We start from the raw sequence: 17,556 nt of genomic DNA on the forward strand, positions 1-17,556 counted from the left end.
CGTCACGATCTTAGGTTTGCGTTTCGCGGGACAGACGTTCCGTCCATATTGATCGGAAGTTGGCGGGGGGATATCACCTTGTCGAGTACCGCGAACGGGGGGTATGGCTATCCAATTGATCTGCAGAAGCTTCTGGCAGTCGTGGGGTACTGACAGCGTCACGACGGGCCGCGCAGAAGACATCCGCTGGAGCGGCAAGAACTCGCGCGAAGGCCAGCAAAGCCAGGAGAGCGGCACCACCATCAGCGGCGCGGGCAGCGTGAGCCTGGAAGCCGGGCGCGACCTCACGGCCTGAAGGAGGAGCACGACCGGTGGTCCTATCACCAAAGCGGCATGGGGCCGATGACGGCGCTGGTGGTGACAGTGGTGGTGGGCGTCGCGGCGGCGGGTGCGGGTACGTCCGTGATGGGGACTGCCGGCGCAGCAGCCTATCCCGCGACGACCGCAGCCATACAAGCGGGCATCACAACGATGGCGACCTGGGCCAGGAGCCGGGCAGCAGCGAGGGCATCAAGGCCATCGTCACTTCCATGCTGACGGCCGGTGTCGTGCAGGGGCTGAGCACGTCCGGCCTGCTGCCGGAGAACCTCGCCAACGCGACCAATGGTTCAGCCCCGTTCGCGGACCAGCTGGAGGACGAGTTGCGCTACGGCCTTGCCAATGCGCTGCTGAATACGGTGGCGGCGCAGGGGGCATTTGAGATCGGGGAACTCGGACCGCAAGGCAGTCAGAGGCTCGATGCCTTCACCGGCAGCGCGGGAGGCGCCGCGCAAGCACTCACCATTGCTGGCTACGGGACAGGGTTTGGATACGGGATTGGTGGCGCTGGGACTGGCGGGCTCAGCGGTCTGGGGTTGGTCACGACCATCAATGCGGCAGGCGAAGGGATCAAGCCTTTGGTCGGACGCGAAGGTAAAAAAAAGACGCCTTTAGGGCTTCACTTGTATTCCCAGTCGCAGTTGCTCTTGGCGGTCAAATTGCACTCTTAATTTCTTGTTGAGTGGAGAGTGGCGCCATTGCATTTGGAGTGATGGATTTGTTATCAATTTTTCTCAAAAGATGTGGCTTTTTATTTTCTTTGGGGTGCTTGTAATTGCATGTCAGACCATCTATCACTGGCAAAAGTACTTAAAAGCTAAGGAGTAATTTGGTCTGAATAAGGTATGAGCACGTCGGGGAGGCTGAAGTTGAATGAATTGATTGTTTATGTGGACGGCAAGCCATTTCTCCGGCCGATGCCACCCTCAGCTTGGCCGAACGAAGAGAGATTGATTTCGCTCGGCCTTCAGTCGCCGAACGGAGACGCAGTCTCCGTGTCATCGAGCAAGTACATAACGTCATTGCCTTCTTGTCGTGGGTTGCCAAGGTCGCTTGGCAGCGGCTCTCTCGAGCGGAGCGCCTCACAAACTCTGCACCACCGCCATGATGTTCCCCTCCGTATCCTTGAACCAAGCCGCCTTTGCCCCGCCGTCGGTCAAGATCCCGTTCGCATCCTGCCCCGGCATCCCGTAGTCCTCGAACACGACCCCGCGCGACTTCAGCTCGGCCACTTCGCGCTCGATATCAGCAACCTCCCAGAAGGCCTGGCTGGCCTGCGAGGTCCCCGCGTTCGGCGTCGGATACAGAAAGCAGGCCGTGCCGCCAGCGAATTCGTAGATCACGCCGCCGGCCGTCTCCGTCTTGGGCTTGAAGCCCAGCTTCTGCTCGTAGAACTGGCGCGCGCGGTCCACGTCCTTCACGGGGATGTACGCATACATCGGTGATGTCTGAAGCATGGTGTTCTCCTGTCGCCGAGAGAGGCGATGCAGGCATTCTGCGAGCCGGTCCGCGAGCCCATGTCGGAAAGCAACCCGCACCGGCTTCGGACATTCCGCGCGAAACGGTCGCACGCCCTGCGGACTAACATCGCCCCCTTCTCCAGCTGTCCATCCGAAGGTGCACGCCGATGGACATCACCCTCGCCCTGCTCGGCATCGCTGGCGCCATGACCGTCGGCGCCATGAGCCCCGGCCCCAGCTTCGAAGCAGCTGGGCTGGCTGTACCTCATCTACCTGGGCATCCGCATCTGGCGCGGCGCGCGGCAGCCATCGGCGCGGAGGCGGGACCCGCCGGCGCGGCAGACCTGAGACGGATTCACGGCGCCGCCGGAGGCGCGCCACCAGCCCGGCCAATAGCCCCTTAGCACTAGACCGCCTCTCCTCCCTAGGCCATTCGCCAGATTTGCCGCCTCCCCCTCGCGCCGGAAACTAGATGTTTCCTATCCCGGCGGGGCGCCCGCCATCGACGGAGCGTGGATGACTTGGCGAACTAAAGTGGTTTGGAGCGAGGGGATGCTGCTGCAGCCCCAGCACCTGCAGCAAAGCGAACGCCATGCCGACCATGCGCGGCACCTGCTGTTACGGACCACCACGCCCTATGCCTGGGGCTTCGCGGAACTCGAGATCGACGCGGCCGCGCTCACGCTGGGCAAGCTCGCGCTGGTGCGCGCGGTCGGCGTGTTCGGCGACGGCACGGTGTTCGACATGCCGGCCGTGGACCCGCTGCCCGACCCGATCGACATCCCCGGCGGCATGCGCGACGAGGCGGTGCTGCTGGCGCTGCCGCTGCGCCGCGCCGGCGCGCGCGAGGCCGATGCCGAGGCTTACGAAGATCTGGTGCGCCACCGCGTGCTGGAGGCCGAGGTGCCCGATTCCAACACCGCCGGCGACCGCACCGCCATGCTGCAGCTCGGCGCGCTCAATGCCCGGCTGATGCGCGCCGGCGACGCCACCGATGCCTGGACGACGCTGCAGGTCGCGCGCGTGGTGGAGCGCCGCGCCGACAACCAGGTGCAGCTCGACCGCGTCCAGGTCCCGCCGCTGCTCGACGTGGCCGGGCATGCCACGGTGCGCGGCTGGCTCGACGAGCTGCTGGGCCTGCTGCGCCAGCGCGGCGAGGCGCTGGCCGGGCGCATGACCCAGGGCGGCACCGGCGGCGTGGCAGAGATCGCCGATTTCCTGCTGCTGCAGACCGTCAACCGCAACGAGGCCGTGTTCGCCCACCTGGCGAAGAGCGCGACGCTGCATCCGCAGCATTTCTTCGAGCGCGCGCTGGCGCTGGCCGGCGACCTGGCGAGCTTTCGCGACGCGCGCCGCGTGGCCCGCTTCGCGCCCTACGTGCACGACGAGCTCGCCATGAGCTTCAAGCCGCTGATGGAGGACCTGCGCCGCAGCCTCTCGATGGTGCTGGAGCAGTCGGCCATCCGCATCGACCTGCACGACCGCAAGCACGGCGTGCGCGTGGCGCTGATCCCCGACGTGGAGCTGCAGCGCAACGCCACCTTCGTGCTCGCGGTGAACGCGCAGATGCCGGGCGAGGCGCTGCGCGCGCGCTTCCCCACGCAGGTGAAGATCGGCCCGGTCGAGCGCATCCGCGACCTGGTCAACCTGGCGCTGCCGGGCGTGGCGCTGGTGCCGCTGCCCGTGGTGCCGCGACAGATTCCCTTCCACGCCGGCGCCAACTACTTCGAGCTCGAAACCCGCAACAGCGACCTGTGGCGCCAGCTGGAGCAATCCGGCGGCATGGCGATGCACATCGCGGGCGACTTCCCCGGGCTCGATCTCGCCTTCTGGGCGATCAGATCATGATCAGGTCGAGCCCCGGGTATTGCTCCCTCTCCCAGAGGGAGAGGTAGTCAAAGACAGAGGCGTCGCACCATGACAACCCCCGACCCCTTCTCCGCCTTCGAGTCGGAGCGCACGGTCATCAAGCCCAAGCCGCGCACGCCGGCCGGCATGGCAGCGCCGCCGCCGCCCCCACCGCTCATGGGTGGCGCGGAGCCGCTGCCGGCCGAGCTCGGCGAGTTGCATCTGCTCAACCCGCTGGTGTCGGCCGCCGGCCCGCTGCTGGTGTTGATCGGCAAGCTGCGCAACCTGGCCCAGCCGACGAACATGGCGACCTTGCGCGCCTCCACCGCCGAGGCGGTCCACCGCTTCGATGCCGACGCGCGCCGCGCCGGCGTCGGCGACGAGTCGGTGCTCGCCGCGCGTTATGTGTTGTGCACCGCGCTCGACGAGGCGGTGGCCAACACGCCCTGGGGCGTGCAGGGCGGCTGGAACAAGCAGAGCCTGCTGGTGCAGTTCCACAACGAGACCTGGGGTGGCGAAAAGGTGTTCCAGCTGCTGGCCAAGCTGGCGCAGGACGTGCCGCGCCATCGGCCCCTGCTCGAGCTGATCTACAGCGTGCTGGCCCTGGGCTTCGAGGGCCGCTACCGCGTGGTGGAGAACGGCCGCGCCCAGCTCGACAGCGTGCGCCAGCGCCTGGCCGAGCTGATCGCCAAGGACCGCCCGCCGGTCGAGGCCGAGCTCTCGCCGCACTGGCGCGGGCAGGGCGCGGGCACGGTGCGGTTGCGCGAGTCGCTGCCGCTGTGGGTGTTCGCGGCCGGCTTCGCGCTGCTGCTGGCGCTGGCCTGGTTCGGCCTGCGGCTGGCGATGAACCAGCGTTCCGACACCACCTACGCCGCCGTCTCCAGCCTGCGCGTGCCCAACGTGCAGATCGCGCCGCCGGCGGTGATGGCCAAGTCGCCGCGGCTGGCCAAATTCCTCGAGGCCGAGATCAAGCAGGGCCTGGTCACCGTCACCGACGAGGCCGACCGCAGCACGGTGCGGCTGCGCGGCGACAGCTTCTTCGCCTCGGGCAGCGCCGACCCCATGGCGCAGTCGCTGCCGGTGCTCAACCGCATCGGACAGGCGCTGGCGGAGGTGCAGGGCGAGGTGCTGATCACCGGGCATTCCGACAACCAGCCGATCCGCTCCATGCGCTATCCGTCCAACTGGCATCTCTCGGCCGCGCGGGCCGACGCGGTGAAGGGCGCGCTGTCCACGCTGGTCGATCCGGCCCGCATGCGCTCCGACGGCAAGGCCGATGCCGAGCCCGTCGCGCCCAACGACTCGCCGGCCAACCGGGCGCGCAACCGGCGGGTCGAGGTCGTGCTGCTGTCGCCGCCCGAGCGCGTGGCGGCTGATCTGGCGGGGGCGAAGCGATGATCAAGAAGCTGTTCGGATGGCTGGTCCATCCCGTGCTGTTGACGGTGCTGGCGCTGCTGGTCGTCGGCCTCCTGATCTGGTGGATCGGCCCGCTGGTGCGCATCGGCGAATGGGCGCCGCTGGAAAGCGAGCTCTCGCGCGCCGTGCTGATCGGCGTGATCGTGCTGCTGGTGCTGCTGCGCGCCCTGTACCGCCGCTGGCGCGTGCGCAAGGCCAGCCAGCATCTCACCGACGGCCTCATGAAGGCGCCCGCCGCGCAGGCCGCATCGGCCGAGGACAGCGGCGAGCAGAAGGTGCTGAACGCCCGCTTCACCGAGGCCGTGGCCACGCTCAAGAAGATGCGCCTGCATGCCGCCGGCCGCAAGCCCGGCTGGCGCGACTGGCTCTCGCTTTCGGGCGGCAGCTACCTGTACGACCTGCCGTGGTACGTCTTCATCGGCGCGCCGGGCGCGGGCAAGACCACCGCGCTGGTGAACTCGGGCCTGTCCTTCCCGCTGGCCGACAAGTTCGGCCCCGGCGCGATCCGCGGCATCGGCGGCACCCGCAACTGCGACTGGTGGTTCACCGACGACGCGGTGCTCATCGACACCGCCGGCCGCTACACCACGCAGGACAGCCACCAGACCGAGGACAAGAGCGCCTGGGACGGCTTCCTCGGCCTGCTGAAGAAGGTGCGCCCGCGCCGGCCGCTCAACGGCGTCTTCCTCACCGTCAGCGTCGCCGACCTGCTGGCGCACAACGCCGAGGCGCGCAGCACGCTCGCGGCCTCGATCCGCGCGCGCCTGCTGGAGCTGGACGCGCGGCTCGCCACGCGGCTGCCGGTCTACGTGCTGGTGACCAAGAGCGATTTGCTCTATGGCTTTTCCGAGTACTTTGCCGACCTGGGCAAGGAGCAGCGCGCCCAGGTCTTCGGCTTCACCCTGCCGGCCGAGGAGGGCACGGCGATCGACGAGAAGGGCCTGACGCAGGCCTTCCACCGCGAGTTCGGCCTGCTGCATGGCCGCGTCAACGACGCGCTCCTCCAGCGCATGCAGCGCGAGACCGACGGCACCCGGCGCGCGGCGATCTTCGGATTCCCGGCGCAGTTCGGCTCGATCGAGCCGCTGCTGGCCGACCTGCTCGACCAGGTCTTCACCGGCTCGCGCTTCAGCCAGCCGCCCTGGGTGCGCGGCGTCTACTTCACCAGCGGCACGCAGGAAGGCAGCCCGATCGACCGCGTGATGGGCGCCCTCTCGCGCAGCTTCGGCCTGGAGCGCGCGGTGCTGCCGCCGCAGAAGAGCAGCGGACGCAGCTACTTCCTCACCTCGCTGCTGCGCGACGTGGTCTTCCCCGAGCAGCGCCTGGCCGGCGCCGACGTCAAGCTGGAGCGCCGCCGCCACGCGTGGCGGGTGGCCGGCCTGGCGGCGATGACGCTCGTCACGCTCGCGCTCCTGGCCGGCTGGGGCTGGAGCAGCTGGCGCAACCTGGAGTACCTGAAAGCGGTGGACGCGCGCATCGAGCCGGCGCGCCAGCAGCTCGCGGCCGTGCCCGCGCGCGTGCAGAACCTGGTCCAGGTCGCGCCGGTGCTGGAAAGCCTGCGCAACATCTGGAAGACGCCCGAGAACCGCCAGGGCGACGAGCCGCTCGCGATGACGCTGGGCCTCTACCAGGGCGACAAGCTCGATGCCGCCGCCATGCTCGCGCACCGGCGCGCGCTGGGCGAGGTCTTCCTGCCGCAGCTGGCCAAGCGCATCGAGGACCAGCTGCGCACCGCGCAGAAGGACAACCTCGAGTTCAGCTACGAGGCGCTCAAGACCTACCTGATGCTGCACCAGCCCGAGCGCTTCGACGCCGATGCGCTCAAGGCCTGGATCACGCTGGACTGGTCGAGGAGCCTGGACCGCGGCATCCCCGAGGACCAGCGCAAGCTGCTGGAAGACCAGCTCGACGTGCTGATCGCCCAGGGCCCGCCGCGCTCGCCGCTCAAGATGGATGAGGCCCTGGTGCGCAACGTGCGCGCCGTGCTCGCCAGCTACCCGCTGGAGGCGCGCGTCTTCAGCCGCCTCAAGCGCCAGCGCCTGGGCAAGGACATCCCGCCCTTCAGTGTCGCCAACGCGGCCGGGCCGTCGGGGCCGCTGGTCTTCGAACGCATCAGCGGCCGCCCGCTGACCGAGGGCGTGCCCGGCATGTTCACCTACGACGGCTACCACAAGGCCTTCCAGAACGAGGTGGTGGTGGTCGCCGGCCTGCTCGCGAGCGAGGACCCGTGGGTGCTCGGCCAGGAGCGCGGCGCGGCCGACCGCCTGCGCGACGCCGCCGCCCTCGGCGCGCTGACCGACCGCGTGCGCCGCCTCTACCTGGAGGAGTACGTCAAGGTCTGGGAGGCGCTGCTCGCCGACGTCCGCCTGGTGCGCGCCAACGGGCTGGACAAGAACATCGACATGGCACGCATCCTCTCGGGCGCCGGCTCGCCGCTGGCCGCCTTCCTGCGCGCGGCGGTGAAGGAAACCACGCTGACTCCGCCCGAGCAGGCCAAGGACGCGGTCGCCCGGGCCGCCGACACGGTGCGCAACACGCGCAAGAACCTGGAGAACCTGTTCGGCAGCGAGCCCGACAAGCAGCTTCCCGCCGGCAAGCGCATCGAGAGCATCGTCGACGACCGCTTCGAGCCGCTGCGCCGCCTCGTCACCTCGCCCACGCCGGGCGGGCCGGCGCCCATCGACGACACGCTCAAGCTCTTCAACGAGGTCTACGTCTACCTCACCGCGGTGGACAGCGCGGTCAAGAGCCGCAGCGCACCGCCGCCGGGCGACGTCGCGGCCAAGCTGCGCTCCGATGCCATGCGCCTGCCCGAGCCGGTGCGCTCCATGGTCGAGAACCTCAGCCAGACCGGCGCCGCGCAGGCGCGCGTGGCCGAGCGCGGCAGCCTGAGCCAGGACCTGCGGCCGGTGACCGAGTTCTGCCAGCGCGCCATCGCGGGCCGCTACCCCTTCGTGCAGAACAGCAAGCGCGACGTGCTGCCAGAGGACTTCGGCCAGATGTTCGGCCCCGGCGGGCTGATGGACGACTTCTTCCAGAAGCGCCTGGCCACGTTGGTCGACACCAGCACGCGCCCCTGGCGCTACAGGCCCGTGGCCGAGCAGGGCGCGATCACCGTCCAGGCGGTCGCGCAGTTCGAGCGCGCGGCCCGCATCAGGGAGATCTTCTTCCGCGCCGCCGGCCGCACGCCCGCCATGCGGCTGGACTTCAAGCCGATGGAGATGGACGCGGGCATCACGCAGTTCATCCTCGACGTCGATGGCCAGCTCGTGAAGTACGCGCACGGCCCGGTGGTGCCGATGGCGATCCAGTGGCCCGGCCCCAAGGGAACCAACCAGGTGCGCGTGCAGGTCAGCCCGCCCGCGGCGAGCGGACCGTCGGGCATGGCGGTCGATGGTCCCTGGGCCCTGTTCCGCGTGCTCGACGACGGCCAGCTCGAGGCCGGCGACGCGCCCGAGAAGTTCTTCATCACCTTCCAGGTCGGCGCGCGCAAGACACGCTTCGAGGTCACCACCAACAGCGTGCAGCACCCGATCCGCCTGCGCGAGCTGCGCGAGTTCGCCTGTCCCGAGGGCTTGTGATGCAGGAAGAAGGCTCCACGCTCGCCCCAGGCTGGTTCGGCAAGCTGCCCGGCATGGGCGACTTCGCCCAGCGCCGCATGCCCACCGAGTTCCGCGACCTGTGGGACCGCTGGCTGCAGGGCGGCCTGGGGAGGATGCGCGCGCGCCATCTCGACTGGACCGAGCGCTACCTCAGGGCGCCGTTGTGGTGCTTCGTGCTGGGCGAGGGCGTGATCGGCGGGCGCAGCTGGCTCGGCGTGATGATGCCCTCGGTCGACGGCGTCGGGCGCTACTTCCCCTTCACGCTGGCGGCCGAGCTGGTGTCCTCGCGCACCGCGCTCGAAGGCGAGGTGCTGGCGCGCACCCAGCGCTGGTGGACGCTGGCCGCGCAGGCGGCGCTCGAAGGCCTGGAGCACGACCTCGATGCGCTGCGCTTCGACGAGCGTCTGCAGCTGCTGTTCGACGGCTATGCGGACGGGGCCGGCGAGGGCGAAGGCGAGCATCCGCCGCTGGCGCTGCCGGAGGTCGGCCACTCGCTGTGGTTCACCGATCCCGTCGCCGAGCGCGGGCCCGGCATGACCAGCCACGGCCTGCCGCAGGACGACCAGTTCGAGGCGCTGTTCGGCTTCGGCGGCGAGCCGGGCGGGCGGCAGGAGGTGGGGCCGTGAGCGCCGTTCGGTCGGTCTTGCTCCCTCTCTCTCACCCTCTGGGGGAGGGTGGGGGTGGGGGCACTGGGCCTTTGTTCTTGCCTTGCTGGTTGTTTGGTGCAGGAGCCGGGAATTCGCCCCGGCGGGCGAGTCACTTTCTTTGCTTCGCCAAAGAAAGTAACCAAAGAAAGGCGACCCCACTGCGCGTGTCCCTCCGCTTCGCTGCGGGCAACCTGCGGTGCTCGCGCAGCCGGCCTGCCGCGGAACTCGCGACGTTCACTTCGTTCACTCTGCTCAAACAGCCGCGGCAAGTCAGATCACGAAGCATGCCTGTCCTTCGGCAGGCATGCAGGCCGGCTGCACTGCGCTCCTCGGCACGCACAGAGGGGAAGTGGGTCGGGCCATCGCTGCGCTCGGCCACCGACAGCTCGCTTCGCTTCGCGGAAAACTGGGCGCATGCGCTTTGGCAACGTGCAAGCAGACGCACTGCACTGGCCCCCCAGCACCCCACAGAAGGACGCGCCATGGCGCGTTGGAGTTCGATCCCCTCTGCGCGAGCACCGCAGGTTGCCCGCAGCGAAGCGGAGGGACACGCGCAGTGGGGTCGCCTTTCTTTGGTTACTTTCTTTGGCGAAGCAAAGAAAGTGACTCGCCCGCCGGGGCGAATTCCCGGCTCCTGCGCCAAACAAACAGCAAGGCAAGAACAAGCGAACGGTGCCCTCACCCCAGCCCTCTCCCAGAGGGAGAGGGCGCAAGGCAGGGCCCTCACCAGCGTGATGGCCCTGGGTGAGGTGGCCCCATGAGCGACCAGGACCCTTCCTCGCGCGCCGCGCCACCAGGCGACGACGACCCGACCCAGGTCGTCACCGGCCGCCCCGGCCGCGCGCCCTCCCCACCGGCCGACGACGGCGCGACCGTGATCAGCAGCGGCGCCCCCACCATCGCCCCCGGCCAGACGCCCACGCTGTCCCCCGCACCCGCCACCCGTGCCAGCGGCGGCGGCAGCAACACGCAGGCGGGCCTGCTGCCGGTGGGCAGCCGGCTGGCCGAGTTCGAGGTCACGCGCATCGTCGGGCAGGGCGGCTTCGGCGTGGTCTACGAGGCCTGGGACCCGACGCTGGAGCGCGTGGTCGCCATCAAGGAATACCTGCCCAGCTCGCTCTCCACCCGCCAGGGCGACGGCACTGTCGTGCCGCTGTCGGAACAGCACCGCGAGACCTTCGACCTGGGCATGCGCAGCTTCATCAACGAGGCGCGCCTGCTGGCCCAGTTCGACCACCCCTCGCTGCTCAAGGTCTACCGCTTCTGGCAGGAGCGCGGCACCACCTACATGGTGATGCCCTTCTACCGCGGCGACACGATGCGCCAGGCGCTGCAGGCCCTGCAGGCGTCCGGCGGGGGCACCGACGAAGGCTGGCTGCTGCGCATCATGGACGGCGTGACGCAGGCGCTCGCCGTCATGCATGCCGCCAATTGCTACCACCGCGACATCGCGCCGGACAACATCATCCTGCTCGAGGGCTCGGGCCGGCCGGTGGTGCTGGACTTCGGCGCCGCGCGGCGCGTGATCACCGACAAGACCCAGGCCATCACCGTCATCCTCAAGCCGGGCTACGCGCCCATCGAGCAGTACGCGGAGATGCCCGACATGTCGCAGGGCGCGTGGACCGACGTCTACGCGCTGGCCGCCGTGATGCACGTGGCCGTGTGCGGGCGCGCACCGCCGCCCTCGGTGGCGCGGCTGCTGAACGACACCTATGTGCCGCTGGCCGGCAACGAGACGCTGCGCCAGCGCTACAGCCCCGGCCTGCTGGCCGCCATCGACGCCGGCCTGGGCGTGCGGCCCGAGTCGCGTCCGCAGTCCATGGCCGAGTTGCGCGAGGCGCTGGGGCTGGACGGCGGGGCCACGGTGATCCGCGCGCCGGTCGCGCCGCATGCGGGTGGCGCGCGCACGGTCATGCCGCCGCCGCCCGCGCCTGCCGCCGCGGCTGCGCCGCGAAGCAAGGGCGTTGCGATCGCCGCCGTGGCCTCCGTGGCCGTGCTCGCCGCGGCCGGTGGCTGGTGGTGGCTGCAAGGCCGCGGCGGCGATGCGGGCACGTCGACCGGCACCGTCGCGGCCGCGCCGCCGCCGGCGACCGATGTCGCGCAGACCCCCGCGCCGCCACCGCCTCCGCCGCCACCGCCACCCCGTGCGCGCACGCCCGCCGAGTCGCTGCAGGCGCTGGCCGAGGGCACCACGCCCGGCTTCGACGTGTCGGCCAGCGCGCGCAAGGCCGAAGTCGCGGTCGGCAAGGACAAGCTGGGCTTCGAGGTGCGCAGCAAGCGCGAGGGATTCGTCTACGTCTACCTGCTGTCCAGCGGCGGCGAGATGTTCCTGCTCTTCCCGAACCTGCTGGACAAGTACAACAAGATCGCCGCCGGCGCCGCCCTCGCGCTGCCGCGCGCCTCCTGGCCGATGGATGCGGGCGGCCCTCCCGGCGTGAACCAGTTCGCGGTGCTGGTCAGCGAGCACGAGCGCGACTTCAGCGGCTCGGGCATCCAGAGCGAGGGCGTGTTCCCGCAATTCCCGCTGCCGGTGCTGGCTGCCCTCGAGGCCGCGCGCGGCAGCGGCCCGGCGCCGCTGCTCGGCAAGCCCGTGTGCCCATCAGGCGCGCCCTGCAAGGACAGCTATGGCAGCGCGTTTTTCAAGATCACGGAGAAGTAATCGTCTTCAGGACGTCGGGCCCGTGGTGGTCCAACGCCTTCAGACCCGGAGCGCAGCATGAATCCCCTGACCCACACCCCGTTCTCTTCCCTCCGCGTGCCCGCGCGCTGGAGCGCTGCCGCCGCGGTGGCGGCCACGCTGGCGGCCTGCGCCACGGCGCCGGCCCCGGCGCCCGCACCCGGCAGGCCGGCGCCAGCGGCCGCGCCCGCGGCGGCGCCTGCACCGGCGCCGGCGCCGGTGGCTGCCGCGCCGGAGCCTGCCCCCGCGCGTCCGTCGGGCGCCAACGCCAGCGTCGCCGGCCAGGCGCGCACCTTCTCGACCCAGCTCGCTACCTACACGGCGGTGGGGTACGACGCCGTGCCCGGCTGGGGCCGCGACGATTTCTCCGAAAGCTGGCCGGCCTTCATCGGCAGCTGCAAGGTGCTGACCGGCCGCGGCGCCGAGTGGCGCCAGATCTGCCAGCGCGCCACGGCGGTGGATGCCAACAGCAATCCGGCCATCCGCGGCTTCTTCGAGCGCGAGTTCTCGGCCTACCAGATCCGCGACGACGACCGCCGGCCCGACGGCGTGGTCACCGGCTACTTCGAGCCCGAGATCGCCGGCAGCCGCACCTATGCGCCGCCCTACATCTACCCGGTCTATGGCCAGCCCGAGGACATGCTCTTCGCCGATGCGCGCAAGCTCCCGCCCGGCAGCGGCGTGGTGGCCGCGCGCATCGAGGGCCGCAACGTGGTGGTGCAGCAGGGCCTGTCGACCCGCGACATGGGCGCGCCGGGCCTCTATGCGCTGGACCTCTCGGGAATCACGCGGGACACGCTGGACCGCAAGGTGCGCCTGCGGATCGAGGGGCGGCGCCTCCTGCCCTACTACACGCGCGAGGAGATCGAGACCAAGGGCGCGCCCAACGCCCGCGTGCTGGCCTTCGTCAGCAGCGCCACCGCGCTCTACGAGATGCAGATCCAGGGTTCGGGCCGCGTCCGCCTGCCCAGCGGCGAAGTCATCCGCGTCGCCTACGCCGAGCAGAACGGCCAGCCCTTCCGGCCCACGCTGGCGCAGTCGTCCTCCGGCAAGCCGATCAGCCGGGTGAAGACGCGCGGCCTCGGCGTGGAGCTCGAGCTCGACGATGGCGAGGACGAGCCCGACGACAGCACGGCGATCCGCACCCGCGGCTTCACCCTGGCCCTGCCGGCTGCCAGCGGCGCCGTGGTGGTGCCCGGGCGGCGCGCCACCAGCCCGGTGCTCGGCTCCGGCATCAAGGACCCGAGCTACGTCTTCTTCAAGGAGGCCGGCGGCGGTGCCGGCGGGCCGGTGGGTGCCTTCGGCGTGCCGCTGCAGGCCGGTCGCTCGATCGCGGTCGATCCGCGCAGCACGCCGCTGGGCTACCCCGTCTTCGTCTCCACCCGCGCGCCGGGCACCGGCACACCCATGCAGCGCCTCACCATCGCGCAGGACACCGGCGGCGCCATCCGCGGCGCGGTGCGGGCCGACTACTTCTTCGGCAACGGCCAGCAGGCCGCCGCGCAGGCGCGGCGCATGAAGGAGCGCGGGCAGCTGTGGATCCTGCTGCCGCGCGGGCAGGCGGTGGCGGCGGCCGCGACCTCGACCATCCGCACCCGTGGCGCGGCGGTGGGTGCCGATCTCCCGCAATGCCTGGTGCCGCAGGAGGGCGCCTGCGTCGACGACTGACATGCAGGACACCCTATCTTCCGAACAAAGCGTCGAGCTCGTCCGCCTCTGGCGGCGGCGGCAGACCCTGTCCTCGGAGGAGATGGGCCGCATGTACGGCATCGTCGGCGGCGCCCTCGGCGGCTGCCATCCGCCCGAGCTGCGCGCGCTGGGCGAGAGCCGGGCCGAGCTGGTGGCGCAGTTCATCTACGCCAAGGTGCTGCGGCTCGATGCCGACCCGGACGAGGCCGACGAACCCACGGCCGGCGACGAGGAGGCCCGCACCCGCAGCGCCCCCTCGACCGCCTTCGCCCTGTGCGCCTACTTCCGGCGCTACCTGATCGACTGCACCCGCGCGAGCAGCTTCCGCCGCAAGCTCTCCATCGGCGACCAGGTCACCGAGAACGAACTGGAGGCCCAGGTCGGTGCAGTGGAGGACGCGGAGGATGACCTGGCCGAACACGGCCTCAGCAGCCCCGCAGTGCATGCCGCCGCGCGCAGCTTCATCGCCGGCCTGCCCGAGCCCGAGCGCATCCTGCTGTGCGAGGGCTTCGGCCGCGAGGCCGCCGGCGGGCTCTCGGGCATCGCCGCGCGCCATGCCATCGCTTCCTACCACTACCGCGCCGGCCGCCTGGGCCTGGTGCACAAGCGCGAAGGGCTGCCGGCCGACTACGCGCGCACCACGCTGGGCCAGTGGATTTCGCAGACCCTGGGCATCGCGATCACGGCCGAGAACATGGGCGCGATCCTGCAGGTCTTCAAAATCCTGGGCGCTGAAGCGTCTTACGCCTGAAGACATAAATCCTTCAGGACAAGAACCCATGACGCTCGACCTCTGGCCGCCGCTCAGCCTGATCCGAAGCACCCTCGGGCACGCCGGCGAGACGCCCGCCGGCGATGCCCCGCCGGCAGCGGCCGCCGCAGCGGCCGCGCAGCCCTCCGACGCCAGTCTGCTGATGCCGCTCACCGAGCTGGCGCGCCGCCGCGAGGCCGTCGCCGCGCGCGCCTTTCCGGCCCGCTGGGCACCCGGGCGCCTGGTCAGCGTGCTGCACGAGGGCCGGCTGCTCGGCGTGCTGCTCGACAAGTGCCTGCACGGCAACCTCTGGCGCGGCTGGATGGCCGCCAGCGAGGCCGACTGGGCCAGCGCCTACGACGTGCTGCTCGAGCCCGGCGACGAGCCTTTCGAGCCCATGTTCGGCCTGATCCAGACCTGGAACGTGCTCAACCTCGAGCAGCGGCCGCAGCTGTGCGCGCGCGTGCTGGGCGAGCTCTCCGCCACGCGGCTGGCCGCGGTGCGCGCGGTGCATGACGAGTGGGCCGTGCAGCAGGTGCTGCCGATCGCGCCGGAGCCCGGCCGCATCGCGCTGCGCACCGCCGGCGGCGTGTTCACCGTGCTCTCCGGCACGCCGCTGGGCGTGGACGATCCGCGCGCCGACTACCAAGGCCTGTACCTCGATGCCGCCGCGCGGCTGGCCGCGCCGCTGCATGCATCGACCGAGCCCGGCGGCCTCTCGCCCCCGGCGGCGGCAGCGACGACCGGCGGCGGCGACTGGTGGTCGCGGCTGGTGGGTTGGTTCCGCGCGGACCGCGTCGTGCGCCCCGCGCTCGCCTTGCTGGCGCTCGTGGTGGTGGTGCAGAACGCGGCCCTGCTGCGCTCCGGCGGCGAGGAGGAAGAGGTGCGCTTCCGCGCGCTCCCCGGCGCCGCCGCGCCGGCCGCCGCGGGCGAGCAGTTGCTGCTGCGCTGGAAGCCCGCCACCGACATGGCGGATGCGCAGGCCCTGCTCGCCGCGGCGGGCGCCGAGGTGATGGGCGGCCCCGATGCGCAGGGCCGCTGGCGCCTGCGCCTGGCCGGCGGCGATGCGGTGCAGGGCCGCGCGCTGCTCGCCGCCTCGCCGCTGGTCGAATCGGTGGAGCCGCCGTGAACGGGGAGCCGCGTACATGATCCGGCTGCGCCGCCTTCTTCGCGCGGCCCTGCTGCTGGCCCTCGCGGCCGGCGCGGGCGGCGCGGGCGCGGCGCAGCGCGCCCTGCTCGTGGGCGTGTCCGAGCTGGTGAACCAGCCCGCCTCGTTGTGGCTGCAGGCGCCGCGCAACGACGTGCTGTTGATGCGCCAGGCTTTGCTGAAGCAGGGCTTCGCGGCGCCCGACGTCACGGTCGTGGCCGATGGCGTCGACGGCGCCGCGCTGCCCGATGCGCGCCGCATCCAGGAGGCGCTGGCCCGGCTGCTGGAGCAATCGCAGGGCGGCGACTTCGTGCTGCTGTATTTCTCGGGCCACGGCACCCGCTGGCGCGACGGCGCCAAGCGCTACCAGGAGCCCGACGGCCTGGCCGAGAACTTTCTCGCGCGCGACGTCGCCGGCGCAATGGGCAGCGGTGCGCCCCTGCCCGGCGGCCTGCGCGACGTGGACATCGACGGATGGGTGCAGGCCTTCCTGGCGCGCGGCGTGTTCGTCGGCTCGGTGTTCGATACCTGTGCCGCAGCCTCGATGACGCGCGGCCAGTCCGTTGCCGCGGCAGTAGCGGAACCTGCGGACGACGAGGTGCGCTTCCGCGGCATCCGCGCCGACATGCTCGCGCGCGGCACCGCCGCTGCACCGGCCGCTGCACCCGCGGCCCCGGCGGCCCCGGCCGTTCCGCGCGCACGCTACGTGGCCTTCTTCGCGTCCGAAAGCCATCAGGTCACGCCCGAGCTGCGTTTGCCGCGCAAGAGCCGAGAGGCCCAGCCGCAGGGCCTGCTGACGTGGGCCGTGGTGGAGGCGCTCCAGCGCCGGCCGGCGACCTGGCGCGAACTCTTCGACGGCGTGCTCGCGCTCTATCCGCCCGTGATCGCCGAGCTCGAGACACGCTTTCCGGACCGCGAGCTGCCGTCGCCCGTGGCCGAGGGCAACCTCGACGCGCCGCTGTTCGCGAACATCGCGGCACCGGTGTCGACCCGCCCGGTCTGGCGCGCCGAGCGCGCCGGTGCCAGCCTGCGCGTGCAGGCTGGCGAACTCGACGGGCTGCTGCCCCAGCAGGCCGTGCGCGTGCAAGCCACGCTGGAAGACGGCACCGTGCGCAGCGCGCCTGCCAGCCTGGCCCAGGTGGGCGCCGACAGCGCCAGCGCGCCGGTGCCGGCTTCATTGCAGGGCCTGTCGGGCGCCGCGCTGTGGAGCGTCGTGCCGGCCGGCGAGCCGGCCGCGCTCGCCCTGCGCGTGCGCGGCAGCGGGCCCTTGCCACCGGGCATCGCGATGGACTACCCGGCCTCGATCCTGCTGGTCGACGGCGGCGAGGCCGACCTGCGCTGGACCCCGATGGGCGCGGCCGGCCATCGCCTGGACATCGAGTCGCCGGCACTCGGCACAGCAGGCGCGCGCGTGACGGTGCCTGACGCGAAAGACCTGCGCCAGCGGCTGCAGGCCCTGGCCCAGCTCAAGTGGCTGAACCGCCTGCAGGCCCTCGGCCAGGACGGCCGGCTGCCGGGCTTCGACGCCGCGCTCGAGGTCTGGGACGGCACCCGCCTGCTGCGCAGCGAGGCCGTGCAGCAAGCCGCCGCACGGTTGCCGCCGCCGCGCGCCGGCGAGCGCGCGGTCCTCCACGTGCGCAATGCCAGCGGGCAATCGCTCGACATGGTCGTGGTCGGCGTGGATGCGCAGGGCGCGATCCGCCCGGTGTATCCCGGCGACACCGGCGAGACCAACCGCTTCGAGCGCGGCACACAAGAGGCGCCGGCCACGCAGCGCTTCGACGTGCCCTGGCTCGGCGCCGAGGGCAGCCGCCTGCTGGTGCTGGCGGTCCCCGCCGCACCCCACAGCGCGCCGCGCCTGTTCGGCGCCCGCCCTGCCGAGGCACTGGCCGACCTGCGTGTGCGCGGCGCGGCGCCGCCCGAGCGCCGCCGCGCGATCTTCACGGCCATGGTCCGCTGGACCTCGGTCAACTAGTCGTTTCATTCATTCGAGGAGAT

Annotated in this window: 12 protein-coding genes; 11 read left to right on the forward strand and 1 reads right to left on the reverse strand. The window is 71.2% G+C overall.

From position 1 onward, the window contains the following. Positions 1–103: 103 nt before the first annotated feature. Positions 104–295 (forward strand): hypothetical protein, encoded by a 192-nt coding sequence (locus A8M77_RS28205; protein WP_143694785.1) that lies wholly within the window; start codon positions 104–106, stop codon positions 293–295. Between the two features lie 16 nt (positions 296–311). Then, positions 312–989 (forward strand): hypothetical protein, encoded by a 678-nt coding sequence (locus tag A8M77_RS28210; protein ID WP_143694786.1) that lies wholly within the window; start codon positions 312–314, stop codon positions 987–989. Between the two features lie 411 nt (positions 990–1,400). Here the strand turns inward: A8M77_RS28210 and A8M77_RS28215 are convergent, their stop codons facing one another. Next, positions 1,401–1,775, reverse strand: a complete 375-nt coding sequence (locus A8M77_RS28215) for a VOC family protein (protein ID WP_086924785.1) — start codon at positions 1,773–1,775, stop codon at positions 1,401–1,403. A 519-nt stretch (positions 1,776–2,294) separates the two neighbouring features. On the opposite strand from A8M77_RS28215, the gene tssK reads away from it, so the two are divergent. The 9 genes from tssK (at position 2,295) to A8M77_RS28260 (ending at position 17,533) form a co-directional block, all read left to right on the forward strand. After that, positions 2,295–3,626: a type VI secretion system baseplate subunit TssK gene (tssK, locus tag A8M77_RS28220; protein WP_086924786.1), complete on the forward strand. Its 1,332-nt coding sequence runs from the start codon at positions 2,295–2,297 to the stop codon at positions 3,624–3,626. Between the two features lie 69 nt (positions 3,627–3,695). Continuing rightward, on the forward strand, positions 3,696–5,024 hold the full coding sequence (locus tag A8M77_RS28225; protein ID WP_086924787.1) for a DotU family type VI secretion system protein: 1,329 nt from the start codon (positions 3,696–3,698) through the stop codon (positions 5,022–5,024). After that, positions 5,021–8,623 carry a type VI secretion system membrane subunit TssM gene (gene tssM, locus A8M77_RS28230; RefSeq protein ID WP_086924788.1) on the forward strand — a complete coding sequence of 1,201 codons (3,603 nt, stop codon included), beginning with the start codon at positions 5,021–5,023 and terminating at the stop codon, positions 8,621–8,623. Before A8M77_RS28225 ends, tssM begins: the two co-directional genes overlap by 4 nt. After that, the gene (gene tagF, locus A8M77_RS28235) at positions 8,623–9,270 is read left to right on the forward strand and encodes a type VI secretion system-associated protein TagF (RefSeq protein ID WP_086924789.1); all 648 of its coding nucleotides are present in this window, start codon (positions 8,623–8,625) and stop codon (positions 9,268–9,270) included. Before tssM ends, tagF begins: the two co-directional genes overlap by 1 nt. Positions 9,271–10,048: 778 nt before the next feature. Next, positions 10,049–11,953, forward strand: coding sequence for a serine/threonine-protein kinase (locus tag A8M77_RS28240; protein WP_086924790.1), 1,905 nt, complete (start codon positions 10,049–10,051; stop codon positions 11,951–11,953). A 57-nt stretch (positions 11,954–12,010) separates the two neighbouring features. Then, positions 12,011–13,639, forward strand: a complete 1,629-nt coding sequence (gene mltA / locus A8M77_RS28245; RefSeq protein WP_086924791.1) for a murein transglycosylase A — start codon at positions 12,011–12,013, stop codon at positions 13,637–13,639. Between the two features lies 1 nt (position 13,640). Then, positions 13,641–14,411 (forward strand): hypothetical protein, encoded by a 771-nt coding sequence (locus A8M77_RS28250; RefSeq protein WP_086924792.1) that lies wholly within the window; start codon positions 13,641–13,643, stop codon positions 14,409–14,411. A 28-nt stretch (positions 14,412–14,439) separates the two neighbouring features. Further along, the gene (locus A8M77_RS28255) at positions 14,440–15,540 is read left to right on the forward strand and encodes a hypothetical protein (protein ID WP_086924793.1); all 1,101 of its coding nucleotides are present in this window, start codon (positions 14,440–14,442) and stop codon (positions 15,538–15,540) included. 16 nt (positions 15,541–15,556) lie between these two features. Further along, positions 15,557–17,533 carry a caspase family protein gene (locus A8M77_RS28260; protein ID WP_086924794.1) on the forward strand — a complete coding sequence of 659 codons (1,977 nt, stop codon included), beginning with the start codon at positions 15,557–15,559 and terminating at the stop codon, positions 17,531–17,533. Positions 17,534–17,556: the final 23 nt, after the last annotated feature.

The sequence above is a fragment of the Variovorax sp. JS1663 genome (genome assembly GCF_002157355.1).
GTDB lineage: Bacteria > Pseudomonadota > Gammaproteobacteria > Burkholderiales > Burkholderiaceae_C > Variovorax.

Bases quoted from the DNA above. Each gene is read 5' to 3' on its own strand.
- tssK (WP_086924786.1), top strand. From the start codon at position 2,295: ATGACTTGGCGAACTAAAGTGGTTTGGAGCGAGGGGATGCTGCTGCAG.
- A8M77_RS28205 (WP_143694785.1), top strand. From the start codon at position 104: ATGGCTATCCAATTGATCTGCAGAAGCTTCTGGCAGTCGTGGGGTACT.
- A8M77_RS28255 (WP_086924793.1), top strand. From the start codon at position 14,440: ATGACGCTCGACCTCTGGCCGCCGCTCAGCCTGATCCGAAGCACCCTC.
- A8M77_RS28240 (WP_086924790.1), top strand. From the start codon at position 10,049: ATGAGCGACCAGGACCCTTCCTCGCGCGCCGCGCCACCAGGCGACGAC.
- tssM (WP_086924788.1), top strand. From the start codon at position 5,021: ATGATCAAGAAGCTGTTCGGATGGCTGGTCCATCCCGTGCTGTTGACG.
- A8M77_RS28225 (WP_086924787.1), top strand. From the start codon at position 3,696: ATGACAACCCCCGACCCCTTCTCCGCCTTCGAGTCGGAGCGCACGGTC.
- mltA (WP_086924791.1), top strand. From the start codon at position 12,011: ATGAATCCCCTGACCCACACCCCGTTCTCTTCCCTCCGCGTGCCCGCG.
- A8M77_RS28260 (WP_086924794.1), top strand. From the start codon at position 15,557: ATGATCCGGCTGCGCCGCCTTCTTCGCGCGGCCCTGCTGCTGGCCCTC.
- A8M77_RS28250 (WP_086924792.1), top strand. From the start codon at position 13,641: ATGCAGGACACCCTATCTTCCGAACAAAGCGTCGAGCTCGTCCGCCTC.
- tagF (WP_086924789.1), top strand. From the start codon at position 8,623: ATGCAGGAAGAAGGCTCCACGCTCGCCCCAGGCTGGTTCGGCAAGCTG.
- A8M77_RS28215 (WP_086924785.1), bottom strand. From the start codon at position 1,775: ATGCTTCAGACATCACCGATGTATGCGTACATCCCCGTGAAGGACGTG.